The following is a 24,053-nucleotide window of genomic DNA, read 5'->3' on the forward strand; positions in this document are numbered from 1 at the left end:
CAGCCTACGTTGCCTGTCGGCTAGCCGCGCCGCGGCTGGGGCTCGTCGTCGCCGATGCCGCGCGCGGCGAGGGCTTGGCCCGTGAGCTGCGCCTGCGAAACCGTGCGCAACACGAGAGGCACGGTGCGGGCGCGGAGGCTGCGCTCGAGGCCGCGGGCGCGAGCCGCCTGCTGGGCGTCTCGCGCGAGCTCCTGCACCGCCGGAATCATGCGGATCGTGAGCGAGAAGGTGAGCGCGATCCGCTCGGTGTCGACGCCAAGCCGTGCGAGCGGCGAGAGTGCCCACGAAACGGTGTCGAGCATATCGCTCGCTCGGGTGCTCGCGGTGACCGCGCTCGCCGCAAGAATGAGTGCGAGAAGGTCTGCGATGACCTCGACCCCGCGCTCCCAGCCGGCGCTCCACGTCTGAAACACGAACAGCGGCACGCCGATGAGGGCGAAGGTGCGCGCGACCCGCCAAAAGTCGCGCCCGCGCAGCCCCGCGAGGAACGCGAGTGTCGCGCCGATCGCCAGCGCCACGCCCGCGCTGATCCAGCCCGGCGCGATGAGCACGGCGGCAGAGAACGCAAACAGCCCGAGGAGCTTGGTGCCGGGGCGCAGCGCATGGAGCGGCCCTCGGTGGGTGACGTAGGCGCCGAGCGGCGCTGCCGCAGTCACTGCGCCGCCACCCGCTCGCGGTAGTGGGCGACCGCGGCGGCGGGTTCGCCGTCGAATGCGATGCGCCCGTCGGAGACAACGAGGGTGCGGTCGGCCCGCGCCGCCAGCTCGAGGTTGTGCGTGACGATAACGACCTGCTGCGGGAGCGAGAGCAGCAGATCGCCAATGATGCCGGTGTTTCGCAGGTCGAGCAGGGTCGTTGGCTCGTCGGTGATCAGGATTCGGGGCTCAGTCGCGAGGACGGTCGCGATCGCGAGCAACTGCTGCTGGCCCCCCGAGAGCGCGTGCACGCTGCGCTCGGCGAAGCCCGCGAGGCCGAAGCGATCGAGCGCGGCGAGCGCGGCCGCGCGGCGCGCTCCGGCGTCGCGGTGCTCGCGCCTGAGCGAGAGCTCGACGTCTTCGATGACGGTCGGCATGATGAGCTGTGCCGACGGGTCGGTAAACACGAACCCGACGGCGCGGCGCACCGCTGCGCCGTCGGCGACGGTATCGAGGCCGGTGCCCGTGCCGGCGTCTGTTCCCGTGCCCGTGCCCGTGTGAACCGTGACGCTGCCCGAAGACGGCTCAACAAGCCCGTTGATCAGTCTCGCGAGCGTCGACTTGCCCGAGCCGTTCGCGCCGATCACCGAGATCCGCTGCTCGGTGAGGCGCAGCGAGACCGGGTGCAAGATAGTGGCCCCGTCGTGCGCAACGACGCTTGCCTGATTGAACGAGATCACCCCGTGATCCTACGCCGCGGCGGCCGGGGTCGCTTCGGCCCGCTGCGCTGCGCGCGCTGCGGCCCGACCGCGCCGCGGCAGCAGCGCCGGGAATGCCCGGTGCACCGAAGTCGCGACGATCGCTGCGAGCAGATCTTTCAGCAGATCGCCGGGGAGGAACGTGAGCCCAAACGTAAAGGCCTCAGGGAGGGTGAGGCCCGCGCGCCAGGCCATGCCGAGAGCGCCGAGTGGGTACACGACGAGAATGGAAGCCGCGGCGCCCGCGAGTAGGATCAGCGGAACGCTGGTGGCGATGCGCCCACGGGGCAGCCGCTCAACGATGAAGCCGGTGACGAATGCCGCGATGGGGAACGACACGAGGTAGCCGACTGAGGGGCTCGCGAGCGGGGCGAGGCCGGCCCCGCCGCCGGTGAACACCGGCAGCCCGATGAGCCCGACCGCCAACCACAGCAGCGCGGCGAGCGCGCCGCGGGTCGACCCGAGCACGGCGCCGGCGAGAATCACCGCGAACGTTTGCAGCGTGATGGGCACGACGCCGATGGGAATCGCTGGCAGGAGCGAGCACGCGCCGATGAGTGCGGCGAAGCTCGCGATGAGGGCGAGGTCGGTCGTTGTGCTGCGGCGCCTACGAGCGGGGGTCGTGGATGGTGTGGCGGTCATGAAGTCTCCCAACGTCGGCAACCTGAACGGTGTTCTGGTGAACGGTGTTCAGGTTACCGATAGACTGGTCGCATGCGCAACACGAGAGCCGACGTCGTCGCCGCCGCGCTGCGCGTGCTCGCCGCACAGGGGCTCGAATCGTGCTCCATGCGGCGCGTAGCTGCCGAACTCGACGTGCAGCCCAGCGCGCTCTACCACCACGTGCCGAACAAGCAGAGCCTGCTCGCGCTCATGGCCGATGAGATCGTCAGCGGGGTGCCGCTTGCCGGGGCGGATCCGCGGGCGCTGTGCGAGGGGCTGCGCGTGGCAATGCTTGCTGTGCGCGATGGTGCCGATGTCGTTGCGACCGCCGAGGCGTTCAGGCTCGGCTCGTCGGCGGTGGAGGGGCGCCTCGCCGAGCTCGTCGGCCGCGACGGCGCGCGCACGCTGCTGCTGTACACCTTTGGGCACACGCAGGCGACGCAGACGCACCGCCAGGCCGCTGAGTTTGGCGCGCTACTGGCTGCGCCTGGCGCCGACCTCGACGCGTCGTTTGGGCGCGGCCTGGCCATTATTTTGGCCGGGTTGGCCGGGGTGGCCGGTCTGGTGGGGGAGCCAGGCGGCGAAACTGGCGGCTCGGGCCGCGAGCGAAAAATAGTGCCGAGCCACTGAAAGCTGCCTGAGACTTCCACCGAATTCTTGCCTCTTCTTTCAGGCAGCCACGAAATACTGGTGTTCCACCGCAGCAAACGAAGGGGGATCACGATGGGTTTTCTTGAAGATGCAAAGGACAACGTTGCCAAGGCAGCGAAGCAGGTCGGCGACGCCGTAGAAGAGGGCGTCGACAAGATCAAGGACAAGGCCGACGAGGTTCGTGCCGAGGCAGACGTGAAGCGGGCCGAGGCCGAGCGCGACGCCGTGAAGGCGCGCAATGACGTGAAAGACGAACTCCGCGACTCGTAGGCCTGAAAGCCTCGCGCGCGAGATGCGCCAACGAACGCCCCGCCAAGTGATTGGCGGGGCGTTCGTGCTGTGTGTGGCGAGCCACCGCGTGCCCAGAAGCGCCGCAGCCTGCGGCGTTCTCGGGCGCCGGGCGTTACCGTTGAGGTATGGAGAACAACAAGACCCCCGACCGGGCGAAGCGCCGAGCCACGATCTGGATGGTGGGGAGCATCGGCGTTCTGGGGGCGATCGGCGGTTGGCTCGGCGCTCAGCTCGGTTGGGTCGGCTGGGGCGCGGGCGGCGGCATCGGGGTGGGGGCCGTCATCGGCTTCATCATGGGCATGTCGCCCGAGCACAAGGACTAGCTGCTCGGCAGCTTGAGCCACACGCGACGGCCGTGCCCCAAGGCAGCGCCGAGGGTGCGATGACGGCACCCACCCGTATGCCTGGCCGAGCCTAGACCCCCGCCCCGTAGACGCCGGCGTAGTCGTTGCGCAGCGCCTTCTTGTCGAGCTTGCCGACGCCCGTTCGCGGCAGCTGCGCGACGTGCACAATCTGCTCGGGCAGCTGCCAGCTCGCGAACCTGTCTGAGAGCCCAGCGTGCAGAACTTCGAGCGGCAGCGGCTCGCCGTCGGTCGTGACGACGAGCGCGAGGGGGCGCTCCTCCCACTTCGGGTGCGGCACGCTGATCACGGCGGCGTCGGCGACGCGGTCGAGGCCGACGATCGCGTTCTCCATGTCGATCGACGAGATCCACTCGCCGCCGCTCTTGATGACGTCTTTTAGTCGATCGGTGAGTTTGAGGTAGCCGTTCGCGTCGATCGAGCCGACGTCGCCGCTGCGCCAGTAGCCGTCGAGGAAGTGCCCCTCGTCGTCGGCGAGCTCGTGGTAGCGCTCAGCGATCCACGGCCCGCGCAGCAGAATCTCCCCGACGGCCTCGCCATCGTGGGGCAGCTCGGCCCCCGAAGCGTCAACGAGCCGAATGTCGACCCCGTTGACCGGCAGGCCCTGACTGCGCTTCATGTCCCAGCGCTGCTCGTCAGACACGGTGTCGCGCAGCGACGGCTTCAGGTCGAGGTTGACGCTCACGAGCGGCGTCGTCTCGGTGGCGCCGTACGCGTGAATCACGTTTGCCCCGGTGAGCTCATAAAAGTCGCGCATGAGCGAGAGCGCCGGCTCCGTCGAACCAGAAATGAGTCGCGCGCGGCTCAGGTCGGGCTTTGTCTCGAGTGTGCGAATGTAGTTGAGCATCGGCTGGAAGATCGCGGGCGCGCCGTTCGCCACGGTCACGTTCTCTGAGATGAGCGTGTCGACGAGCTCGGGCAGATCCTCTGCCTGGTAGCGGCCCGGCAGCACGATCTTCGCGGCGCTGTACACGGCGGCCTGCGCGAACCCCCAGCTTTGGCAGTGAAACATGGGCGTCACGGGCATCACCGTGTCGCCCGCGCCGACTCCGAGGGTCGCGGCGCAGGTGAGCGTGTGCAGGTAGATGCTGCGGTGCGAATAGAACACGCCCTTGGGGCGGCCGGTCGTGCCCGTCGTGTAGCACGCGCTATACGCCGAGCGCTCGTCGATGATCGGCCAGTCATACTCTGGGCTCGCAGCGGCGACGAGATCTTCGAAGTGGCGCGCGTTCGGCAGCGTCGTCTGTATCTCCGATGCCGGGCGATCTGACATCACGATCCACTCGCGCACGCCGGGTGCGAGCGGTGCGAGCGCCTCCGCTACCGGGAGCAGGGTTTCGTCGACGAGCACGACGGAGGCGCCGCTGTGCGTGGTGACGTAGCCGAGGTCTGGGGGAGGCAGGCGCAGGTTCATTTGCAGCATCACCGCGCCGACGCCGGGAATCGCCCAGTACAGCTCGAAGTGGCGCTTGCTGTTCCAGTCGAGAATGCCGACGACATCGCCGGCGCCGACGCCGGCTGCCGTGAGCGCGTTCGCGATGCGCTGGGTGCGGCGGTAGGCGTCTGCGTATGTGTAGCGCTGCCAGTCGCCTGCGACCGTGCGAAAGACGATCTCTTGCTCGGGGAAGGTGCGCGCCGAGTGCCTGATGATTGTGGTGGTGTTGAGCTGGTAGCTGTCTCCGAGCGTTGAGGGTAGCCCGGTGACGAAAGCTGCGGTCATGATTCCTCCTTGAATCGATGCGGTGTGCGCCAGCGCGACCCCCGGGGTCGAGTGTGCGCTCCGCGCGAACCACTCACGTGCATCGATTCACCCACAGACACGCGACCCCATCGTTGCGCAGTTGTCATACAACTGTACCCCGGGAGGTGGATTTGTGTAGGGGTGCGGTCGCCTAGAAGAGGGTGTTTTTGTCTTCCATGCCGCGCATCGCGTCGTAGTCGAGCACGAGGCAGCGAATGCCGCGATCTTCCGCGAGCGTGCGCGCCTGCGGCTTGATCTCCTGCGCGGCGAACACGCCCTGTACCGGGGCGAGCTTCGGGTCGCGGTTCATGAGCTCGAGGTAGCGCGTGAGCTGTTCGACGCCGTCGATGCCGCCGCGGCGCTTGATCTCAATCGCCACCGAAGCGCCGCTCTCGTCGCGCGCAAGAATATCGACGGGGCCAATCGCGGTCATGTATTCGCGGCGCACGAGTGAGTGCCCGTCGCCGACGAGCTCGATCTGCTCGGCGAGCAGCTCCTGCAGGTGGGCCTCGACACCGTCCTTGATGAGCCCCGGGTCTACGCCAAGGTCGTACGAGGAATCGTGGATGATCTCGAACAGCGACACGACGAGCTTGTCTGCCGTCTTCTTGTGGGTCACCTGCCACTGCTCGACGATGCCGGCCTCGCGCACCTCGTCGTCGAGTTCGAGGGTCTCGTGCGAGCATGGCGGGCTCATCCAGTTCAGCGGCTTGTAGGAGCCGCCGTCTGAGTGCACGAGAATCGAGCCGTCGCCCTTGAGCATGAGCACGCGTTTCGCGCGCGGCAGGTGGGCCGAGAGCCGGCCCGCATAGTCAACGGAACAGTCAGCAACCACGATTCGCACCGTGTCAGTTTAGCCGGTCTCGACCCGACCCGCCTGCGTGCCGGGGCCGGCCCCCGGCTCGCGCGCCGCCCTGGCCGCGAACACGACGAAGACGAGCAGCCCGATGAGCGGCAGGAACGCCCGCAAGAGGCCGAAGTGCTCGCCGAGAAACCCGATCGCCATCGGCCCGATGAGAAAGGCGGCGTACGCAATCGCAGAGACCGTGGCGACCCCGCGCACAGCCTTCGCCGGGTCATCAGCAGCGGCCGAGACGCCGATGGGGAAGCCGAGGGCGCTGCCGATGCCCCAGAGGGCCGCGCTGGCATAGGCAGCCCAGGTGAAGGGCAGCACATTCATCAGCACGATGCCGACGCCGGCGGTGACGGCGCTCGCGCGGAGAATCGTCACGCGCCCGAAGCGGGCGAGCAAGACGCTGCCGGCCGCACGCGTCGAGAGCATCGCCACGAAGAACACTCCGAGGGCGAGCGCGGCCGCAGGGTTCGAGAAGCCCCGGTGGTCTGCGAGGGCGAGCGGCAGCCAATCGGTCGCCGTGCCCTCCGTGAAGCTCAGGCTCATTGCGACCAGACCGATCACGATGATGCGAGGGTCGCGCCACGGGTTGTATGCCGCAGGCGCGCCGCTTGGCGCGGGCGGAAGCGGGGGCAAGTGAATCGGGCCGGTGTTCGTGCTCGCGGGCACCGGCCCATCGGGCACCGCGGTGGGTTCGACGCGCGGGATCCACCGCACCGCGAGCGCGATCGCGGCGACAATGAACGCGAACACGACGGCGAGGTGAATCGGCACCGGCACACGAAGATGCTCGGCGAGCGCCCCGAGGCCCATCGCGGAGACGCCGCCAAGGCTGTAGCCGCCGTGCAGGATCGGCATTCGCGATTTACCGAGCGCGCGCTCGGCGGCCGCACCGCTGACGTTCATCGCGACGTCGCTCGTGCTGAAGAAGAACCCGAAGCAGGCGAGCGCGAGCATGCCAGGAATGCGCAGATCGAACCACAGCAGCGTCGCCCCGAGCGGCATGAAGACCGCCTGGCCCAGCGCGCCGAAGAGAATCGCTCGGCGCGGCCCGATCAGCGTCACTGTTTGGCCGGCGAACACGAGGCCGAGCACCGAGCCAGAGGCGAGCACCAGGCCGATGACGCTCATCTCGAACGTGCTCGCCCCGAGGTGATCGCGCACCGCGGGAATGCGGGCGAGCCAGTTGCCGAACCCGAACCCGAACAGCAGAAACACCGCGAGCACCGCGATGGTCCACCGCTGGGGGGTGATCTCGGTGTCTTTGGCAGCCACAGTGCTCCTGACGAAAGGGGTGACCGCGCTGCGGCTGAACGCCCCCATTCTACGCGGCGAGGTCGCATCGGGCGAGGCTGGAGCGCGTGGAGGAGTGCGCCGGCGGGGTGGTGCGCTAGCCGCCGAGCACGATCCACCTGCCGCTTCGTGTGCGCACCCCGAGGGTGACAGCGCGCGCGAGCATGAACACGATCATGAAGCAGGCGACGATCGCGACGAGCGCCGCGGTGCCCGTCGGCACGAGGCGGGAGGCGAGCCAGAGCACGGGCAGGTACACGGCGAGGTTCACGAGGCTCGTCCACGCGAGGTAGCGGGCGTCGCCCGCACCCATGAGCACCCCGTCGAGCACGAACACGAAACCGCCGAGCGGCAGCGACAGCCCGAGCACGATGAGCGCGGGTGGCAGAATCTCGAGCACCCCCGGGTCGCTCGTGAAGGCGCGGCCGATGACGGGGCTGCCGAGCGCGAGCAGCGCGCCGATGAGGGCCCCGGCGGCCAGCCCCCAGAAGATCGATCGCGAGACCACCCGCCGCGCCCCAGCTGCGTTTCGCGCCCCGAGCGCGTCGCCGATGAGCGCCTGCGCCGCGATCGCGAGCGCGTCGAGCGCGAATGCCGCGGTCGAGAAAATCGTGAACACGACCTGGTACGCCGCGGTGGCCTCAGTGCCGTGGCTCGTTGCGGCGAACACCGTCGCGAGGAAGGCCGCGCGCAGCCCGAGGGTGCGAATGAACAGCCAGCCGCCCGAGCGGCCAGCCTGCGACAGCCCGTCGCGCTGCGGTAGCCAGCTCGCGCCGGCCAGCCTCGCGTGCCTGGCAACGACGAGCACGTAGACCACGACCATGCCCCACTGCGCGACGACGGTGCCCCAGGCGCTGCCGGCGATGCCCCAGCCGAGGCCGTAGATGAACCACCAGTTCAGCAGGGCGTTCGCCGAGAAACCGATCGTCGCAACGTAGAGCGGGGTGCGGGTGTCTTGGAGGCCTCGCAGCAGCCCGGTCGCGGCGAAGACAAGCAGCATCGCGGGGATGCCGAGACACGACACCGTGAGATAGGCGAGCGCCTGCGCTGTCGTCTCAGGATCCGCCCCGAATGCGCGCACGATTGGCGCGGCGACCAGCCAGAGTGCCGTGCCAACGACGACGCCGATGCCGAGTGCGAGCCAAAGCCCGTCGATGCCGGCCTGCACCGCCCCGCGTAGGTTCCCGGCGCCGCGCCTGCGCGCGACCAGCGGGGTCGTCGAATACGCGAGGAAGATCATCAGGCCGACGGCAGTTTGCAGAATCGCGCTCGCGATGGCGAGGCCAGCGAGCGGTGCGGCTCCGAGGTGGCCGATGAAGATCGCGTCGAGCGTGAGTAGCATCGGCTCGACGATGAGGGCGCCGAGCGCTGGGAAGGCGAGGGCCGCGATGCGCCGATCGATCGTGCGGCGCTCGCCGCCCGGCGCTTCCGCTGCTTCAGACATGAGCAATACGCTACCGGTTGCCTGTGACAATGCGGTGCCCTCCATGTGCGGGAGGATGCAACGCTGAGAGTGAACGCAATGCCGACGGTCTGGCCCCGCGGCTAGGCTGTGCTCATGAGTAACTCCGGTATTGAACTCACCGAGCTCGACGCGTCGGTGCGCCCCCAAGACGACCTGTTTCGCCACATGAACGGCAAGTGGATCGACCGCACCGAGATCCCTGCCGACAAAGCCAGGTACGGTTCGTTCGCCGTGCTCGCCGAGAACGCCGAAGAGGCCGTGCGCGACATCATCACCGGCACCGAGTCGCCAGCCCCCGGGCTCATCTCGGGCGGGGCTGAAGCCGAGGCCGACAAGGTCGCGGCGCTCTACGCGAGCTTCATGGACACGGAGCGCATCGACCAGCTGGGCGCGGCACCCATTCGCGCAGACCTCGACCGAGCGCTCGCCGTTACTTCGGTTGGGGAGCTCGTGCGCCTCACCGCGGAGCTCGAGCGCGGCGGGCTCGGCGGCTTCTACGGCATGTTCATCGACAACGACCCGGGCGACCCCGCGCGCTACATCCTCTTCGTGATGCAGGGCGGCATCGGCCTGCCCGACGAGTCGTACTACCGCGAGGAGCAGTTCGCCGAGGTGCGCGAGCAGTACGTTGCCCACATCGCGCGGATGCTCACGCTCGCCGGCGTTGGATCCGAGAGCGCCGGCGACCCCGAGCGGCTCGCGGGCCTCGCGTTCGACCTCGAGACGCGCATCGCTCAGAGCCACTGGGACACCGTCGAGAGCCGCGACATTCAGAAGCTCTACAACCTGCGCGACTTCGCCGGGCTGCAGGAGATCACCCCGCAGCTCGACTGGAGCGCCTACATCGCAGCCATGGGAGCCCCCGAGGCCGCCTTCGCCGAGGTCGTCGCGGCGCAGCCCAGCGCGCTCGCGGGCCTCGCCTCGCTCCTCGTCGACGACGAGCTCGAGGCCTGGCGGGCCTGGCTCGCCTGGTCGATCGTGCGCTCCTCGGCTGCGCTGCTCACGCAGGAAATGTCGCGCGCAAACTTCGACTTCTACGGCACCGCCCTCACCGGCGCGACCGAGCAGCGCGAGCGCTGGCGCCGCGGCGTCTCCTTCGTCGAAGGGGCAATGGGCGAGGCCGTCGGCCGCATCTACGTCGAGCGCCACTTCGACGAGAACTCGAAGGCAGCGATGGACGAGCTCGTCGGCCACCTCATCGACGCCTACCGCGATTCGATCACTGAGCTCTCGTGGATGGGCGCAGACACCCGCGAGCGCGCGCTCGAAAAGCTCGAGAAGTTCACCCCGAAGATCGGCTACCCCGAGAAGTGGCGCGACTACTCGGCGCTCGCCGCAGACTCTGGCGACCTCGTCGGCAACTCCAAGCGCGTCGCCGAGTACGAGTTTCAGCGAGAGTTCGGCAAGATCGGCAAGCCCATCGACGCGACCGAGTGGTTCATGACCCCGCAGACCGTGAACGCCTACTACAACCCTGGCATGAACGAGATCGTGTTCCCCGCCGCGATTCTGCAGCCGCCGTTCTTCGACGTGACCTGGGATGCGGCGGCGAACTTCGGCGCGATCGGCGCGGTCATCGGCCACGAGATCGGCCACGGCTTCGACGACCAGGGCTCGCGCTACGACGGCGACGGCAAGCTCACCGACTGGTGGACGGAGCAGGATCGCGAGGCGTTCGAGAAGCTCACCGGCGCGCTCATCGGCCAGTACAACGAGCTCTCGCCCGAGGGAGCAGACGGCCAGACCGTCAACGGCGAGCTCACGATCGGCGAGAACATCGGCGACCTGTCGGGGCTCGAGATCGCGTGGAAGGCATACCTGCGTTCGCTCGCGGGCGCCGAGTCTCCCGTGATCGACGGGCTCACTGGGGCCGAGCGCTTCTTCCTCGCCTGGGCCCAGGCCTGGCAGCAGAAGTCGCGGCCGGCCGAGGTGGTGCGCCTGCTGACCATTGACCCGCACTCGCCGAACGAGTTCAGGTGCAACCAGATTCTCAAGAACCTCGACGCGTTCCACGAGGCGTACGCGACTGAGCCCGGCGATGGGCTCTACCTCGCCCCCGAGGAACGCGTGAGCATCTGGTAGGGCTTGGGCTTGGGGCCTGCCCGATATGAACTTTCTGCGGGAAATGCGCTTTTGCGGGGGCGCATAACGCGCACAGCGTGCAGAGAGTTCTGGGCCGGGCCGGGCCGGGCCGGGCCTGGGGCCGGGGGCCTGGGGTCGGGGGCCTGGGGCCGGGTCGGGGCTGGGTGCTCGCGCTTGGTGGCGCGGGCTGCCCCTCCCGTGGGTGAGGGCAGGTCGGGTGCGCGCTCGGTGGGCGGCGCGGGTGCTCGCCGGCCCGTGTGCGCCGAATGGCCGAACTTTCTGCGGGAAAGACGCGAATAGGAGCCCCCATAGTGCGCATTGCCCGCAGAAAGTTGGCTCGGTGGCAGGCAGGGCGCGGGCGCCCTCGTAGTTCATCTGGTGCGGCTATCGTGGTGCTATGCGCGCCCTTGCCAAGATCACTGGAGCTCTCGCTGCTGTCGCTGCCCTCACCGCGTTGGTCGGGTGCTCAGCCCCGCCCGCGGCTGAGCCATCGGTGCCGCCCGAGGCGGGCGCGCCCAGCGCGACAGCGCCTGAGAAGCCAGCGGAGACGATGTTCAGCCTCGACAGTATCTCGTCTTGCGCCCAGGTCGAGCAGGCGGTCGCTGCGTACATCGAGGGGCTCGTGCCAGACGAGGGCAACGTTGTCGACGAGTGGGGCGTGACCTGCCAGTGGGAGAGCCCGGAGGAGGGAACGGACCTCGCGGATATTCGCTCCGTCTCCGTGCTGCTTGAGCCCGTCGAGGCCGACGCCGAAGCACCCGACCCGAGCATGGTCGCCGAGGCCGATGGCGGCAGCGTCATCGAGAGCGACTGGGTCGCAGGGCACGGAGGCGTCGCGTTCTCGCTCACGCTCGGCACCGCGGTCGCCGGGTCGACGGCGACGACGGTGTGGGTTCCCGGTGTTGAGGCGCAGGTCGGCGGGGCACAGTGGGGTGACTACCCGGCGCTCGACGGGCCAGCTGCGGTCGCGGTGGTGCAGTCGCTGCTGTCGTAGCTGCCCGAGCGCGCAGCAGCAGGCGCGCAGCCCGCTGCCGGTAGGTCGGGAGCCAGCAGCTCGCAAGCCCGGTGCAGCGCCGTTAGCGCCACCTGCGCCACCTGCGCCACCCGCACGGCCGCCCCCGCACGGCGGCACAGCTCGCGCAGGCTACTGCGGTGGTCATGCAGTGGTGCGGCCGCCCAGCGCGCGGTGCATCGCCGACGCTACGGCAGGTCGACCGACTCGGGGTCGGTGCCGAAGCGTTCGCGCTGCTTGCGGTGCTTGTCGGATTCGAGCGCGAGCTGCTTGCGCTGCTGCTTCGCTTCGAGCGCGAGTTGCTTGCGTTCGAGGCTCGCCTGTTTCTTGCCCGCTGCGAGCTGTTTGCGCTCGGCCTGTCTCACGGCGCGCGGCTGCCGGGGTGGCACCTGCGCGAGCACCTCGGGGTAGGCGAAGGGCGCAGGGCCGAACGCCTGGCGGGCCGACCGCACGACCTTTTTACCAAGCAGCCGGTTGCCCGTGCCGCCGATGACCGCCCCGACACCGTAGGGGATAGCCTTGCCGATCACGGAGGCCGTGCCGGTTTTCGCGAGCTTCTTCAGAAACATCGACCGCAGCTGGTCGACCGCGGGCCCGACGAGGTTCTTTGGCATCGCGGTCGTCACGATCTCGCTCCAGAATGCGTTGCGCGCCATGCCACCTGCGACCTGGCCGGTTACCTGACGCAGCAGGGTCGCGCCCTCATCGCCAAGCATGAGCGCGAGGATGAGGGCGTGCGTGCGGTCGCGGTCAGTGAGCACGATGCCGTGCACCTCGGCGACAGCGTGCGCGAACAGCGCGGTTGCCTCGATGAACCCCAGGGTCTCGGCGCCGGCGAGCGCGAGTGCTGCAGCCGTGCCCACCGCTGGGATCGCTGCTGCTGCGCCGACGCCCGCGCCGCCAGCCATCACGGTGGCGAGGTAGTGGCGCTCGAGCATCTCGGTGAGCTGCTGCGGGGTCGCGCCGGGGTGGCGGGAACGAATGCGCCTGAGGTGGGCGAGCACGATCGGCCGCTGCACCGTGAGCACGCCGTCGAGCGCCTTCGCCACCGCCGGGTGCTGCTGGTGGTAGCCAGAGCCCGAGGGGGCCTGCGGCGCGGCATCGACAACGATGATCGGCTCTTCGGGCCGGGGCGCATAGCGGGGCTGATTCATAGCGACATGCTAACCAGCGAGGCTGGAAGCGGGGGCATGCGTTCGCTGTGGGGAAACGGGGCAGGGAACCCGCCCGCGCGGCCGGCAGGCCGGCAGGCCGGTAGGCCGGCTTGCCAGCCCGTACGGGGCGTGCGCTAGGCTGGCTGCCAACGACACGGGGTGCCGCAACCAGCGGCTGAGATCAGACCCGTCGAACCTGCTCTCGTTAGTACGAGCGAAGGGATGTCCCTATGCACGCACCATTTTCCGCGCCCGCAGCCGAGCTGGCGGAGGTGACCGCAGCACTGCTCGCTAGCCTGCGGGCCCGCGGCCCGCTCGTGCACTGCATCACGAACGGTGTGGTGCAGGGCTTCACCGCGAACGCGCTCCTCGCCCTGGGCGCAGCTCCCGCGATGGTCGACATCACGGGAGAGGCCGGGTTGTTCGCCGCCGCGGCAGACGGGCTGCTTGTGAACCTCGGAACCCCGGCGCCCGAGCAGCGCGACGCGATGCGCGAGGCCGTCGCCGGGGCGAACGCTGCCGGCACCCCGTGGGTGCTCGACCCGGTCGCGATCGGTGCGCTGCCGATTCGCACGGCGCTCGCCAACGAGCTTGTGCGCGAGCGCCCGACCGCGGTGCGCGGCAACGCCTCCGAGGTGCTCGCGCTCGCCGGGCTCGGAACCGGTGGCCGCGGCACCGACGCGTCTGAGGCGGCAGCGGCCGCGCTGCCAGCTGCGGCCGCCCTCTCGGCGCATCACGGTGCGGTCGTCGCAATCTCCGGCCCCGAAGACCTCGTGCACGCCGCCGGCCGCACGGTTCGCGTGCTCGGCGGCGACGCCCTGCTCACCCGCGTGACGGGCGGTGGCTGCGCGCTGGGCGCGGTGACCGCGGCCTTCCTCGCGGTGCGCGGCGACGAGCAGCCGGCGGCCGCCGTGGCAGCGGCCCACGCCGTCTACGGGCTCGCGGCCTCGGCAGCCGCGGCGGGTGCGAAGGGCCCAGGGAGCTTCGCCGTGCGGCTGCTCGACGAGCTGTCGCTGCTCACCCCCGAGCGGGTGCGGGCGGAGGCAGTGTTTGCGGAGGCAGACGCATGAAGCTCGACCTCTACCTCGTCACCGATGCGGCGCTGTGCGGCGCGCGCGGCGTCGTCGAAACTGTGCGCCAGGCGGTCGACGGCGGCGTGACGATCGTGCAGCTGCGCGACAAGCTGAGCACCCCGGCCGAGCAGCTCACCGAGCTCGAGGCGCTCGCCGCCGCAATCGACGGCCGCGCGGATCTCGTCATCAACGACCGGCTCGACGTCGCGGTGGCGGCGCGCGAGCGCGGCATCCCGGTCGCCGGGGTGCACCTCGGGCAGGGCGATGACGCCGTGACGCGCGCACGCGCAGAGCTCGGCCCCGACGCGATCGTCGGCCTCACCGCGAACACGGCGGCCCACCGCGAGGCAGTCGCGCGTCTGGCACCGGGAACGGTCGACTATCTCGGGGTCGGCGTGATCCACCCCACCACCACGAAGCCAGACCACCCGGCCCCGCTTGGCGTCTCAGGGTTCCGCGAGTTCGCGGCCGCAACCGCGCTGCCGTGCGTCGCGATCGGCGGCGTACAACTCGCCGATATCGCACAGCTCCGCGCGGCAGGCGCGGCGGGCGTCGCAATCGTTTCAGCGCTGTGCGCAGCGCCCGACCCAGCGGCAGCCGCCCGCACACTGATGACCGAGTGGCAGGAGGCCGCCAAATGACCGCACCGTTCACCCCCAACATCCTCTCGATCGCGGGCACCGACCCGACGGGCGGCGCCGGCATTCAGGCCGACCTGAAATCGATCGCCGCGGGCGGCGGCTACGGCATGGCAGTGGTCACCGCGCTCGTCGCCCAAAACACCAGGGGCGTGCGCGAGGTGCACGTGCCAGACACCGCCTTCCTGCGGGCGCAGCTCGACGCCGTGTCAGACGACGTGCGCATCGACGCGGTAAAGATCGGAATGCTCGCGAACACCGAGGTGATCGAGACGGTCGCAGACTGGCTCGGCGCGGTGCGCGGAGCTACGGCGCAGCCCAGCTTCCCAGTCGTGCTCGACCCGGTGATGATCGCGGCGAGCGGCGACCCGCTGCTCGCGCCCGAGACGATCGAGGCGCTCAGGCGGCTCATTCCGCTCGCCGACCTCGTCACGCCCAACCTGTTCGAGCTCGCCGAACTCACCGGTGAGGCGGTCGCCGCAGACTGGGCGGCGGCGCTCGCGCAGGGGCGCAGGCTCGCCGAGGCAACGGGCGTGCGCGTGCTCGTGAAGGGCGGGCATCTCCCCGGCGAGAGCGCGCCCGATGCGCTCGTTGCACCGGGTGGGGAGGTGACGGAGTTTGCTGGGTCGCGGATCCACACCCCGCACACCCACGGCACCGGCTGCTCGCTCTCCGCCGGCGTCGCGACGAGAATCGCGCGGCGGCCGGGCGACTGGGCGGCCGCGGTCGGCGAGGCGAAGGCGTGGCTGCGCGAGAGCCTCGCCGCGGCGGGCGAGCTGAGCGTCGGCGGTGGATCGGGCCCGCTCAACCACCTCGCCGGGCTCTGGCTGCGCGGCGGCCTCGAGACCCGGCCGACGGCCGAGGCCGTGCGCGAGACCTGGTGGGCAGGCATCGCCACCGTGCGGGAGCAGACCGAGCAGCTCGGCTTCATCAGGGGCCTCGCCGATGGCACGCTCGAGCGCGCGCACTTCCTCGAGTACATCGCGCAGGATTCGGTGTACCTGCACGCCTACGCCCGGGTGCTCGCGCGTGTGTCGGAGATCGCGCCGAGCCCCGAGGAGCAGGCATTTTGGGCCCGCGCGGCGCACGGGGCGATCATGGGGGAGCTCGAGCTGCACCGCGCGCGGCTCGGTGACGACGCGCCGATTCACGTCGCGAGCGCCGCGCCGTCGGCAGCGACGAGCGGCTACGTGAACCACCTGCTCGCCGCGAGCACGAAGGACTACGCCGAGGCCGCGGCCGCGGTGCTGCCGTGCTTCTGGGTCTACGCCGATCTCGGCAAGCGCCTGGTGTCGGGCGCGATCCATGCGCGTGCCCAGCAGGCTGATCACCCGTACGCGGAGTGGATCGCCACCTACGATGATGCGGGCTTCGCCGCCGACAACGAGACCGCGATCGGGTATGTCACTGCGGCCGCGGCCGCCGCCGATGCCGCGACGCGGGAGCGGATGTGGCGGGCGTTCGAGGTCGGTGCGATCTGGGAGCGGGAGTTCTTCGGGCAGACGCCAGCCGGGTAGGCGGGTGGCTGCGGTCGGGTTGCTGGGCCGGGGCGCTGCGGTGGGCTGCTGGGCCGGGGCCGGGCCGGGGCGCTGCGGTGGATATGGGATCTGCGGTGGATAGGCCTGAGGCGGGCGGATCGGGGCTTTGTTCGGCCGATTGCCGATGCTGTGCAGCGGGCGCGGGGTGGATCGGGCCGAGCGCCCGGGCGCGGGGCTAGCTGGCGACGAGCTGGTGGGCCTCGCAGCGCGGGGCCTCGTGGGTGGCGCAGGCCACGAAGCGCGCACGGCAGGAGCCCTCGGCGCAGTCGACGAGGTTCGCGGTCGGGGCCCCGCACGCCCGGCAGCTGCCGATGACCTTCGCGCCCGGTGCGAAATCCATCGCCTCGCGGCCGTCGAACACGGCGAGCGAGCCCTCCCACAGCCCGTCGTTGCCGAAGGCCTCTCCGTAGCGAACGATGCCGCCGTCGATCTGGTAGACCTCTTCGAACCCGCGGGCGACCATTGCCGCCGAGAGAATCTCGCAGCGAATGCCGCCCGTGCAGTACGTCACGATGGGCTTGCCCTTGATGTCGTCGTAGGCGCCGGATTCGATCTGCGCGATGAAGTCGTGTGTCGTCTGCACATCGGGCACGATAGCGCCCTTGAACTTGCCGATCTCGGCCTCCCAGGCGTTGCGGCCGTCGAAGAACACGACGTCGTCGCCGCGCTCGGCCACGAGCTCGTTCACCTTCTCGGGAGAGAGGTGCGTGCCGCCGCCGACGACGCCCGTCGCGTCGACGACGGTCTCCTCGGGAATACCGAAGGCGACGAGCTCGTCGCGTACCTTCACGCTGAGCTTCGGGAAGTCGGCGCTCGCCTGCCAGGGCACCGAGCGATCCACGCCCTTGAGCAGAGCGGGGGCGACGGGCACGAAGCCGGTGCCCTCGCTCCACTTCACCTCGAGGCCTGAGAATGGCCCGTACTCGCGCGTGCGCTTCAGGTACTGCTTGCAGGCATCGATCTCGCCGCCGACGGTGCCATTGATGCCGTGCTTCGAGATGATGATGCGGCCGCGCAGCCCGAGCGACTCGCACAGCTCGCGCTGCCACAGCATGACGGCCTCGGGGTCACTGATCGGGGCGAACGCGTAGTACAGCAGAATCTTGGGATGGCTCACGCCCCCAATGGTACGCGCTCAGCCACACGTTCCCGCGTGAATCAGCTGGGCCCCGTGGTCGGAAGCCTCCGTCATGAGATAGTCGGCGGAGCCATTTGCTGATTGGTTGAGGAGGTCGCGGTTGCCCCCGAGGAAGAGTACCGTGTAGGAACTCGTTGCGGCCTCGAAGTGCGTTCCGGCCGGAATGCTTGCCGGCATGCTCGTATTGCAGGTGCCGACGATGCGGGCGTGCGCAAACTCGTGCTTGATGAGGTCAAAGAAATAGGGGTCGTAAATGAGATTGCCGTAGTTCACGTGCTGCTCATTCACGAAGATTGTGAAGGGGCGCTGGGGGCAGTAGGCGCCGCCGAGATCTTCCGGGCGCAGCGACAGCGTGCTTGTATCGGGGCAGGCGGCGAAGAAGTCATCCATGGAGCTGCTCAGGTGCATACCGAGCCCGGCGGCGAGTTCGTTCACCGCCGAGACGTAGGTGCCGTTCGCGTCAAGATAGGGCACGAAGCCGGCGGCAAAAGCCTCGCGCTGGGCGTTGAAGGCCTCGGTTCCGCGCGGGTAGTACTCGCCGTGATAGTTATATTTCGTGCCGTCTTCGAGCGTGATGACGACGAGCTTATCGAAATGCTCCTGCGCTAAGAACCGACGCTCGAGCTCGGTGACAGCGTCACTCGCTTCCTGTATCCCAGCATCGAGATCGGCGTCTGCTGCGGTGATAGAACCAACGAACCCCAGCTCCTTGGTTTGCGTCTCAAGCAGCGACAGGAAGGCTCCGACGTAGTGTTCGTCGTAGCCTGCCTGGCCGTTCGGGAAGAACTGGGAGAGCTCCTCGGGAGTCATTGCCGAGTACTTCTCGTAGGTGCCATTCACGATCGCATCGGCAGCCTCGAAGCCGGGACGCTCGGCGCCCGTGACCGGGCCGGCTGACGGTGGGGCGGGGGTCCAAGTACCCGGGCGCGAGAGGGCGTCGGTGAGGTCGGAGGTAGAGCGCAGGAAGTTCGCGAGGCTCACAACGAGTGCGATCACGATGACGATCGCGACGCCCACGCCTGCGATCGCCCACCCGATCCAGCTGCGCTTTTTCTGCGGGGCTACCGCCTGCCCCGCCGGCGGGAGCTGGCCGGCGAACTGGCCAGGGAACTGGCCAGGGAACTGGTTCGTGGCCTGGCCGGCGCCGGGCAAGTGGCCCGGATGCCAGGGCTGCTGCTGGCCTGGCCAGGCGGCGGGAGCCGGAGCTGCGCCGGGCTGCTGCGCCTGCCACGGCTGTGCAGGCGCAGCCTGTTGGGCGCTTGCGGGGAGTGGTGGCTGTGCGGGAGGAGCCTGCGGGGCGCCTGCGGTCTGCGCGCGCACCTGTGCCCCAGGCTGCGGCGCCGGCTGCCCCGCTGGGGCGTCGCCGTAGAGCCGCTCCAGCTCGGTTGTGCCGAGCTGCGGCGGTCGCTGCGGGAGCTGTTGCGGCGAGTGAGCCTGCTGGTGCGGCGCCACGGGGTAGCCGGGAAGCTGCTGCGCAGCGAAGGGCTGCGCAGCGAAAGGCTGAGCGGGGTCGGTCTGCGCTGGGTACGGCTGCGCGGGCGGCTGGGTCTGCGGCACCTGCTGTTGCGGGAACTGCTGTTGCGGCACCTGTGGGTAGGGCGACCACGGCTGCGGCGCTGGGAGCGGGGGCTGCTCAGCGGGCGGCGGGGCGGTTGCGTCGCCCCCTGCGTGCGGGTCGTTCGGCGTTGGCTGAGCGGGGTTCGTCACTGAATCAGACCGTTTCTGCTGGCGGCGTGTGGACGGTCTGAGTCTACAAGCGCGATGTGAGGGCGCTCCAAGCATCGTTCTACGGCCGCGGATCCGCCCCGCGTGAAAATCTGATATTGCGGTGAGGCGCGCTTGCGCGTAAGCTTGACCCTTGGTCGTGCGCCGTCCCAGTGCACGCACCGCGGGAACCGTTTCGTGAGGCTTGCCTCGGCGGGTTTCGCAGACAAGAAATCTTGGGTGAGGCCGTCCGGTCTCACGGTATGAGAGGAAACATCATGGCAGCAGTGTGCCAGGTGACCGGCGCCGTTCCCGGCTTCGGACACAACATTTCACACTCGCACCGTCGCACCAAGCGTCGGTTCGATCCGAACATCCAGAAGAAGACTTACTACGTGCCCTCGCTCGGACGCAAGGTAACTCTCACCCTGTCGGCTAAGGGCATCAAGGTTATCGATGCTCGCGGTATCGAGGCAGTGGTCTCCGACCTGAAGAAGCGTGGGGTGAAGTTCTAATGGCGAAGGACAAGGACGTACGTCCGATCATCAAGCTGAAGTCGACGGCAGGCACCGGGTTCACCTACGTGACCCGCAAGAACCGTCGCAACACCCCCGACCGTCTCGTGCTGAAGAAGTACGACCCGGTCATCCGTAAGCACGTCGAATTCCGAGAGGAGCGCTAAGCATGGCTAAGAAGAGCATGATTGCGAAGAACAAGCAGCGCCAGGCGATTGTTGCGCGTTACGCTGAAAAGCGTCTCGAGCTCAAGAAGGCGCTCATTGACCCCAACGGCACCGACGAGAGCCGCGAGGCTGCTCGTGTTGGCCTGCAGAAGCTGCCCCGCAACGCGTCGCCCGTGCGCGTTCGGAGCCGCGACGTCATCGACGGCCGCCCCCGTGGTGTGCTGACGAAGTACGGTGTTTCGCGTGTTCGCTTCCGCGACATGGCGCACCGTGGCGAGCTGCCCGGCATCACGAAGTCGAGCTGGTAACAGCCCGGCGCTAGTGCCTTGCGAGAGGGGCGGTGTGGATCGCAAATGATCCACACCGCCCCTTTCTGTTGCCCTCGCAGCGTGTTCACCGAGAGCGAATACGACACGCAGTCCGAAGAAATCCGCGGAATCGCGCCGCTTTTCGGGAAACGTAGGGTAGATTCATACCGATCAAACTGATCGGAACCTCTTAGCGGAGGTCACACCCCGAATAGATCAGGGGCCGGCCACAATTCGGTCACCGCCCTGAAAGGACACAACATGGCACTCAACAAGACCGAGCTCGTCGCAAAGATCGCCGCTGAGACTGGCCAGAGCCAGGCTGCAGTTTCGAACGTTCTCGACGGCCTGTTCGCTGCTGTTTCGGAGACCGTCGCCGCAGGCGAGAAGGTTTCGATCCCCGGCTGGCTCTCGTTCGAGACCGCGACCACCGCTGCTCGCACCGGCCGCAACCCGCGCACCGGCGAGACCATTGACATCCCCGCTGGCAAGCGCGTCAAGGTGTCGGTTGGCTCGAAGCTCAAGGCTGCCGTGAAGTAGCTTTCGCTTTTCACGAAACCCCCGAACGGCCGCGGCCGCTCGGGGGTTTCGTCGTTTTTGCCTGGGCGTAAGCTAGTGCGGTGCGCAAGAACTTTACAGACCCGTCAGAGATCCGCCCCTGGGCCGCGCTCTGGACGCTCGTGCTCGGCTTCTTCATGATCCTCATCGACACGACGATCGTGTCTGTGGCGAACCCCACGATCATGCAGAGCCTGAACACCGACATGACGGCGACGCTGTGGGCGACGAGCGCCTACCTGCTCGCCTACGCGGTGCCGCTGCTCATCACCGGCAGACTCGGCGACCGCTTCGGCCCGCGCCGCGTCTACCTCATTGGTCTCACGGTCTTCGCGCTCTCGTCGCTCGCGTGCGGGCTCTCGCCGACGATCGAGGTGCTCGTCGTCGCGCGCGTGTTCCAGGGCTTCGGCGCCGCCCTCATGACCCCGCAGACGATGTCGGTAATTACCCGCATCTTCGCGCCGCGCGAGCGCGGCCAGGCGATGGCCGTGTGGGGCATCACCGCGGGCGTGGCGACACTCGTCGGCCCGATTCTCGGCGGATTTCTTATCGACGCGGTCGGGTGGGAGTGGATCTTCTTCATCAACGTGCCCGTCGCCGTTGTCGCCTTTGTGCTTGCGCTGAAGTTTGTGCCGCGGCTCGAGACGCACGCGCAGCGGCTCGACTGGCTCGGCGTCGTGCTCAGCGCCGTCGGCATGTTCCTGGTCGTCTTTGGTATTCAAGAGGGTGAGACCTTCAACTGGGGGCAGATCTGGGGCCCCATCTCGGTCTGGCTGCTCATCGGCGTCGGCCTGGTCGTGCTCGGGCTGTTCGTGTGGTGGCAGCACGTGCAGCGCGGCGAGCCGCTCTTGCCGCTGCGCATCTTCCGCGACAGAAACTTCTCGATCGGCACCTCGACGATCGTGACGGTCGGCTTCGCGGTGACGAGCATGAGCATGCCGCTGATGTTCTTCTTCCAGCTCGTGCGGGGGCTCACTCCAACGCAGTCTGCGCTGATGCTCGTGCCGATGGCCGTGCTGTCTGCCGCGCTTGCGCGCCCCGCGGGCATTCTCATCGACCGCGGCGACCCGCGCCGCATCGCGACCGCGGGCCTGCTGCTGCTCGCCGGCGGCATGCTGCTCTACTTCGTGATGCTGCGGCCGGGAACGCCGCTGTGGCTGCTGCTCATTCCCAGCGCGGTTCTCGGCGTCGCGAACGCGGGCATGTGGGGGCCGCTGTCTGCAATCACGACGTTCAACCTGCCGCTCGATCTCGCGGGCGCCGGTTCAGGCGTCTACAACACGAGCCGCCAGGTTGGTGCGGTGCTCGGCTCTGCCTCGATCACGGCTCTCATGACCGCGCGCCTCGCGGCCGAGCTTGGCACTGGCGACGCCGGTGGCATGGGCGGTGGCATGGGCGGTGGCCAGCTCCCACCGCAGGTGCAGGAGGGCTTCGCTGCCGCGATGGGGCAGTCGCTGCTGCTGCCGGTCGCCGTGATCGCGGTCGGAGCGGCGCTCACGCTGTTGTTCGCGCCCCGCCCGCCGCGCACCGGGCCGGTGCGCGTGCAGGCCGGGCCGGCCGAGAACGCCTAAACAGGCGGGCCCGGTGGGCCGCGCGAGCGCGCCACGATGGCACACCGCTCGGCGGTAGCCCAGCCACTCGGCGGTGGCCCAGCCGCTCGGCGGTGGCCCAGCCGCTCGGCGGTGGCCCAGCAGTTCGGCGCCCCAGCCGCTCGGCGCCTTGCTATAGCGATGGTCTACACTGGTTCGTGGGGCGAGCCCGCGACCACAGTGGTGTGGGGGAGCCGCTCCTTCTCACGATTGGACCCGAATGGCGCTGAACAACCTCACGAGCTCGAGTATCTCGGACACGGTCACCATGGAACTGCGCGAGGCGATTCTCGCTGGCGATTTCGAGCCGGGCGCGCGCCTCATCGAGCGCCACCTCGCCGCGCAGCTCGGGGTGAGCCACATTCCCGTGCGCGAGGCGCTCGCGCGGCTGACCGAGGAGGGCCTCGTAGAGCGCGAGCCGCGGCGCGGAGCGCGCGTCGCCGAGCTTGGCAGTGTCGAACTCGAGGAGGTGTCGAGTCTGCGCTCGGTGCTCGAGCGGTTCGTGGTGGAGCGCGTGCAGGCTCGGTGGCAGCCGGGCAACGAGGAGCAGCTGCGCGCGATCGTCGGCAAGATGGCCGAGGCCGCCGAGGCGCGCGACGTTGACGAGCTCTTCATGCTCGACCGCCGGTTTCACGAGGCACTGTGGGGCATGGCCGAGCACTCGGTGCTCGCCGACATCGCCTCGCAGCTGCGCGGGCGCATCAACAGTTTCTTGAAAGCGGCCAACGCCGCGCTTGGTCAGCACGAGCTGCAGCGCCACGTGCAGGCGCACGAAGATCTCATCGTGGCCATCGCGAGCGGCGATCTCGCCGCGGCGCAGGAGTCGATGTCGCAGCACATCGACGATGCCGTCACGCGCGTCTCCTCGACCGGACGCGAGGGCGGCCAAGGCGTCGAGCCGGTCACTTCGCCATGACAACCGGTGATGCCGGCGCGGTCGATGGCACCGGCACGGCCGGAGCCGACGGCGCTGCCACTGTGGCCGGAGCGGCCGGAGGAGCCCTGCCGGCAGTTCGCGCCGTGCGGGTCGCGGAGTCGCCAGCCTGTGAGCTTGCGGAGTCGCCGCGCCTCTCGCCGAGCGGCCGCTCGCTCTGGTTCATTGATATCGAGGCCGCCAGGGTGTGGCGGGTTGCGGCGACCGAGCTTGGAAACCGCGCTGCCTACGAGTCGCTGCAGCTCCCGCAGCTGCCCGGCTTCGTCATTCCTGAAAGCGACTCGAGCGCGCTGCTGGGCCTTGCCGATGGCCTGTACCGGCTGCACTGGGAGGGGGCGCAGCTCGCGCGGGTGTGGGAGCTGCCGGGCGCCGCGGTGCCGGTGCGCATCAACGACGGCGCGCTGGCGCCTGACGGTGCGGTGTGGTTTGGCACGATGAACCTCGGGGAGGGCGACCCCGATGCCGGGTTGCTGTTTCGCTATGCCGAGGGCGTCGCCCGGGTGGTCGACGGCCCCGTCGCCTGCTGGAACGGGATCGTGTTCGATGCCTGCGATGCCGCGGTGCTCGCGACCGACACACTCGGCCGCGAGATTCGGCGCTACGGCCGCGATGGCGACCGCGGCGCGAGCATCGCGGTGCCTGGCCCAGGCCGGGCGGGGCTTCCCGACGGCCTGTGGCTCGCCCCGGACGGCTCGCTGTGGAGCGCGATCTGGGATGCGGGCGAGGTGCTCGTGCTGCGTGGCGGGGCGCCGGCCAGCGCTGTGCTTACTCCGGGCATGCGGCCCACCGCAATCGCCGGGCTGCCCGACGGCGGGGTCGTGATCACGCTCGCGGCCGACGCGGCGGGCCCCGGCGGGCTGGCCGTGCTCGAGGCGGCAGGCGTCGCCGAGGTGCTCGGGCTCGCGCACGAGTCGTAGCTCGCGGGTCGGGG

25 protein-coding genes and 1 riboswitch are annotated in these 24,053 nt (G+C 69.2%); of the genes, 15 read left to right on the top strand and 10 right to left on the bottom strand.

Going from position 1 to position 24,053, the window contains the following annotated elements; genetic code table 11:
- Positions 1-20: 20 nt before the first annotated feature.
- Genes ABD115_RS00760 through ABD115_RS00770 form a run of 3 tightly spaced genes read right to left on the bottom strand, consistent with a single transcriptional unit; the run spans position 21 to position 2,035 of the window.
- Positions 21-656: an energy-coupling factor transporter transmembrane component T family protein gene (locus tag ABD115_RS00760; protein ID WP_343957185.1), complete on the bottom strand. Its 636-nt coding sequence runs from the start codon at positions 654-656 to the stop codon at positions 21-23.
- Positions 653-1,375 carry an energy-coupling factor ABC transporter ATP-binding protein gene (locus ABD115_RS00765; protein WP_343957187.1) on the bottom strand — a complete coding sequence of 241 codons (723 nt, stop codon included), beginning with the start codon at positions 1,373-1,375 and terminating at the stop codon, positions 653-655. The genes ABD115_RS00760 and ABD115_RS00765 overlap by 4 nt, the downstream gene beginning before the upstream one ends.
- A 9-nt stretch (positions 1,376-1,384) precedes the next feature.
- On the bottom strand, positions 1,385-2,035 hold the full coding sequence (locus ABD115_RS00770; protein ID WP_343957189.1) for a biotin transporter BioY: 651 nt from the start codon (positions 2,033-2,035) through the stop codon (positions 1,385-1,387).
- A gap of 72 nt (positions 2,036-2,107) precedes the next feature.
- Here ABD115_RS00770 and ABD115_RS00775 point away from each other — a divergent pair, with 72 nt between their 5' ends.
- The 3 genes from ABD115_RS00775 (at position 2,108) to ABD115_RS00785 (ending at position 3,321) form a co-directional block, all read left to right on the top strand.
- Positions 2,108-2,686, top strand: a complete 579-nt coding sequence (locus ABD115_RS00775) for a TetR family transcriptional regulator (RefSeq protein WP_343957191.1) — start codon at positions 2,108-2,110, stop codon at positions 2,684-2,686.
- 93 nt (positions 2,687-2,779) lie between these two features.
- Positions 2,780-2,977 carry a hypothetical protein gene (locus ABD115_RS00780; protein ID WP_343957193.1) on the top strand — a complete coding sequence of 66 codons (198 nt, stop codon included), beginning with the start codon at positions 2,780-2,782 and terminating at the stop codon, positions 2,975-2,977.
- A 146-nt stretch (positions 2,978-3,123) separates the two neighbouring features.
- Positions 3,124-3,321 carry a hypothetical protein gene (locus tag ABD115_RS00785; RefSeq protein WP_343957195.1) on the top strand — a complete coding sequence of 66 codons (198 nt, stop codon included), beginning with the start codon at positions 3,124-3,126 and terminating at the stop codon, positions 3,319-3,321.
- A 91-nt stretch (positions 3,322-3,412) separates the two neighbouring features.
- On the opposite strand, the gene ABD115_RS00790 is transcribed toward ABD115_RS00785, so the two are convergent.
- From ABD115_RS00790 to ABD115_RS00805, 4 genes are all read right to left on the bottom strand, one after another.
- Positions 3,413-5,080, bottom strand: coding sequence for a long-chain-fatty-acid--CoA ligase (locus tag ABD115_RS00790; RefSeq protein WP_343957197.1), 1,668 nt, complete (start codon positions 5,078-5,080; stop codon positions 3,413-3,415).
- A 172-nt stretch (positions 5,081-5,252) separates the two neighbouring features.
- Positions 5,253-5,945, bottom strand: a complete 693-nt coding sequence (gene nucS, locus ABD115_RS00795; protein ID WP_343957199.1) for an endonuclease NucS — start codon at positions 5,943-5,945, stop codon at positions 5,253-5,255.
- Positions 5,946-5,954: 9 nt separating this feature from the next.
- On the bottom strand, positions 5,955-7,229 hold the full coding sequence (locus ABD115_RS00800; RefSeq protein WP_343957201.1) for an MFS transporter: 1,275 nt from the start codon (positions 7,227-7,229) through the stop codon (positions 5,955-5,957).
- A gap of 115 nt (positions 7,230-7,344) precedes the next feature.
- Positions 7,345-8,691 carry an MATE family efflux transporter gene (locus tag ABD115_RS00805; protein WP_343957203.1) on the bottom strand — a complete coding sequence of 449 codons (1,347 nt, stop codon included), beginning with the start codon at positions 8,689-8,691 and terminating at the stop codon, positions 7,345-7,347.
- Positions 8,692-8,805: 114 nt separating this feature from the next.
- Between ABD115_RS00805 and ABD115_RS00810 the strand changes: the two genes are divergently transcribed.
- Together ABD115_RS00810 and ABD115_RS00815 are read left to right on the top strand one after the other, a co-directional pair.
- A complete protein-coding gene (locus tag ABD115_RS00810) occupies positions 8,806-10,794 on the top strand; it encodes a M13 family metallopeptidase (RefSeq protein WP_343957205.1) in 1,989 nt (662 codons plus the stop codon).
- 397 nt (positions 10,795-11,191) lie between these two features.
- Positions 11,192-11,788, top strand: coding sequence for a hypothetical protein (locus tag ABD115_RS00815; protein WP_343957207.1), 597 nt, complete (start codon positions 11,192-11,194; stop codon positions 11,786-11,788).
- 206 nt (positions 11,789-11,994) lie between these two features.
- On the opposite strand, the gene ABD115_RS00820 is transcribed toward ABD115_RS00815, so the two are convergent.
- Positions 11,995-12,960: a hypothetical protein gene (locus ABD115_RS00820; RefSeq protein WP_343957208.1), complete on the bottom strand. Its 966-nt coding sequence runs from the start codon at positions 12,958-12,960 to the stop codon at positions 11,995-11,997.
- Positions 12,961-13,105: 145 nt separating this feature from the next.
- Positions 13,106-13,200: riboswitch (TPP riboswitch) on the top strand.
- Between ABD115_RS00820 and thiM the strand changes: the two genes are divergently transcribed.
- From thiM to ABD115_RS00835, 3 genes are all read left to right on the top strand, one after another.
- The gene (gene thiM / locus ABD115_RS00825; protein WP_343957210.1) at positions 13,191-14,030 is read left to right on the top strand and encodes a hydroxyethylthiazole kinase; all 840 of its coding nucleotides are present in this window, start codon (positions 13,191-13,193) and stop codon (positions 14,028-14,030) included. (Overlaps the previous riboswitch by 10 nt.)
- Positions 14,027-14,674 carry a thiamine phosphate synthase gene (gene thiE, locus ABD115_RS00830; protein ID WP_343957212.1) on the top strand — a complete coding sequence of 216 codons (648 nt, stop codon included), beginning with the start codon at positions 14,027-14,029 and terminating at the stop codon, positions 14,672-14,674. Before thiM ends, thiE begins: the two co-directional genes overlap by 4 nt.
- Entirely contained in the window at positions 14,671-16,188 is a 1,518-nt protein-coding gene (locus ABD115_RS00835; RefSeq protein WP_343957214.1) for a bifunctional hydroxymethylpyrimidine kinase/phosphomethylpyrimidine kinase, read from the top strand. The genes thiE and ABD115_RS00835 overlap by 4 nt, the downstream gene beginning before the upstream one ends.
- Positions 16,189-16,384: 196 nt before the next feature.
- Here the strand turns inward: ABD115_RS00835 and ABD115_RS00840 are convergent, their stop codons facing one another.
- Together ABD115_RS00840 and ABD115_RS00845 are read right to left on the bottom strand one after the other, a co-directional pair.
- Complete coding sequence (locus ABD115_RS00840; protein ID WP_343957217.1) at positions 16,385-17,326, bottom strand: tRNA uridine(34) hydroxylase; 942 nt, start codon at positions 17,324-17,326, stop codon at positions 16,385-16,387.
- Positions 17,327-17,344: 18 nt separating this feature from the next.
- On the bottom strand, positions 17,345-19,054 hold the full coding sequence (locus ABD115_RS00845; protein ID WP_343957219.1) for a hypothetical protein: 1,710 nt from the start codon (positions 19,052-19,054) through the stop codon (positions 17,345-17,347).
- A gap of 275 nt (positions 19,055-19,329) precedes the next feature.
- Between ABD115_RS00845 and rpmB the strand changes: the two genes are divergently transcribed.
- The 7 genes from rpmB (at position 19,330) to ABD115_RS00880 (ending at position 24,039) form a co-directional block, all read left to right on the top strand.
- Positions 19,330-19,566 carry a 50S ribosomal protein L28 gene (rpmB, locus tag ABD115_RS00850; protein WP_343957222.1) on the top strand — a complete coding sequence of 79 codons (237 nt, stop codon included), beginning with the start codon at positions 19,330-19,332 and terminating at the stop codon, positions 19,564-19,566.
- On the top strand, positions 19,566-19,733 hold the full coding sequence (rpmG, locus tag ABD115_RS00855; protein WP_042544303.1) for a 50S ribosomal protein L33: 168 nt from the start codon (positions 19,566-19,568) through the stop codon (positions 19,731-19,733). The genes rpmB and rpmG overlap by 1 nt, the downstream gene beginning before the upstream one ends.
- Before the next feature lie 2 nt (positions 19,734-19,735).
- Positions 19,736-20,041: a 30S ribosomal protein S14 gene (gene rpsN / locus ABD115_RS00860; protein ID WP_042544304.1), complete on the top strand. Its 306-nt coding sequence runs from the start codon at positions 19,736-19,738 to the stop codon at positions 20,039-20,041.
- A gap of 261 nt (positions 20,042-20,302) precedes the next feature.
- Entirely contained in the window at positions 20,303-20,581 is a 279-nt protein-coding gene (locus ABD115_RS00865) for an HU family DNA-binding protein (protein WP_042544305.1), read from the top strand.
- Positions 20,582-20,661: 80 nt separating this feature from the next.
- Positions 20,662-22,170 (top strand): DHA2 family efflux MFS transporter permease subunit, encoded by a 1,509-nt coding sequence (locus ABD115_RS00870; protein WP_343957224.1) that lies wholly within the window; start codon positions 20,662-20,664, stop codon positions 22,168-22,170.
- 238 nt (positions 22,171-22,408) lie between these two features.
- Entirely contained in the window at positions 22,409-23,104 is a 696-nt protein-coding gene (locus ABD115_RS00875; RefSeq protein ID WP_343957226.1) for a GntR family transcriptional regulator, read from the top strand.
- Positions 23,101-24,039: an SMP-30/gluconolactonase/LRE family protein gene (locus ABD115_RS00880; RefSeq protein WP_343957227.1), complete on the top strand. Its 939-nt coding sequence runs from the start codon at positions 23,101-23,103 to the stop codon at positions 24,037-24,039. The genes ABD115_RS00875 and ABD115_RS00880 overlap by 4 nt, the downstream gene beginning before the upstream one ends.
- The last annotated feature ends 14 nt before the right edge of the window (positions 24,040-24,053 follow it).

The organism is Leucobacter albus, assembly GCF_039528015.1.
Taxonomy (GTDB): Bacteria; Actinomycetota; Actinomycetes; order Actinomycetales; family Microbacteriaceae; genus Leucobacter; species Leucobacter albus.

What these genes read in the sequence shown, in the direction of transcription:
- ABD115_RS00770 (WP_343957189.1), bottom strand. Translation starts at nt 2,035, where the DNA reads ATGACCGCCACACCATCCACGACCCCCGCTCGTAGGCGCCGCAGCACA.
- ABD115_RS00775 (WP_343957191.1), top strand. Translation starts at nt 2,108, where the DNA reads ATGCGCAACACGAGAGCCGACGTCGTCGCCGCCGCGCTGCGCGTGCTC.
- ABD115_RS00780 (WP_343957193.1), top strand. Translation starts at nt 2,780, where the DNA reads ATGGGTTTTCTTGAAGATGCAAAGGACAACGTTGCCAAGGCAGCGAAG.
- ABD115_RS00785 (WP_343957195.1), top strand. Translation starts at nt 3,124, where the DNA reads ATGGAGAACAACAAGACCCCCGACCGGGCGAAGCGCCGAGCCACGATC.
- ABD115_RS00790 (WP_343957197.1), bottom strand. Translation starts at nt 5,080, where the DNA reads ATGACCGCAGCTTTCGTCACCGGGCTACCCTCAACGCTCGGAGACAGC.
- ABD115_RS00805 (WP_343957203.1), bottom strand. Translation starts at nt 8,691, where the DNA reads ATGTCTGAAGCAGCGGAAGCGCCGGGCGGCGAGCGCCGCACGATCGAT.
- ABD115_RS00810 (WP_343957205.1), top strand. Translation starts at nt 8,806, where the DNA reads ATGAGTAACTCCGGTATTGAACTCACCGAGCTCGACGCGTCGGTGCGC.
- ABD115_RS00815 (WP_343957207.1), top strand. Translation starts at nt 11,192, where the DNA reads ATGCGCGCCCTTGCCAAGATCACTGGAGCTCTCGCTGCTGTCGCTGCC.
- ABD115_RS00820 (WP_343957208.1), bottom strand. Translation starts at nt 12,960, where the DNA reads ATGAATCAGCCCCGCTATGCGCCCCGGCCCGAAGAGCCGATCATCGTT.
- thiM (WP_343957210.1), top strand. Translation starts at nt 13,191, where the DNA reads ATGCACGCACCATTTTCCGCGCCCGCAGCCGAGCTGGCGGAGGTGACC.
- thiE (WP_343957212.1), top strand. Translation starts at nt 14,027, where the DNA reads ATGAAGCTCGACCTCTACCTCGTCACCGATGCGGCGCTGTGCGGCGCG.
- ABD115_RS00835 (WP_343957214.1), top strand. Translation starts at nt 14,671, where the DNA reads ATGACCGCACCGTTCACCCCCAACATCCTCTCGATCGCGGGCACCGAC.
- rpmB (WP_343957222.1), top strand. Translation starts at nt 19,330, where the DNA reads ATGGCAGCAGTGTGCCAGGTGACCGGCGCCGTTCCCGGCTTCGGACAC.
- rpmG (WP_042544303.1), top strand. Translation starts at nt 19,566, where the DNA reads ATGGCGAAGGACAAGGACGTACGTCCGATCATCAAGCTGAAGTCGACG.
- rpsN (WP_042544304.1), top strand. Translation starts at nt 19,736, where the DNA reads ATGGCTAAGAAGAGCATGATTGCGAAGAACAAGCAGCGCCAGGCGATT.
- ABD115_RS00865 (WP_042544305.1), top strand. Translation starts at nt 20,303, where the DNA reads ATGGCACTCAACAAGACCGAGCTCGTCGCAAAGATCGCCGCTGAGACT.
- ABD115_RS00875 (WP_343957226.1), top strand. Translation starts at nt 22,409, where the DNA reads ATGGCGCTGAACAACCTCACGAGCTCGAGTATCTCGGACACGGTCACC.
- ABD115_RS00880 (WP_343957227.1), top strand. Translation starts at nt 23,101, where the DNA reads ATGACAACCGGTGATGCCGGCGCGGTCGATGGCACCGGCACGGCCGGA.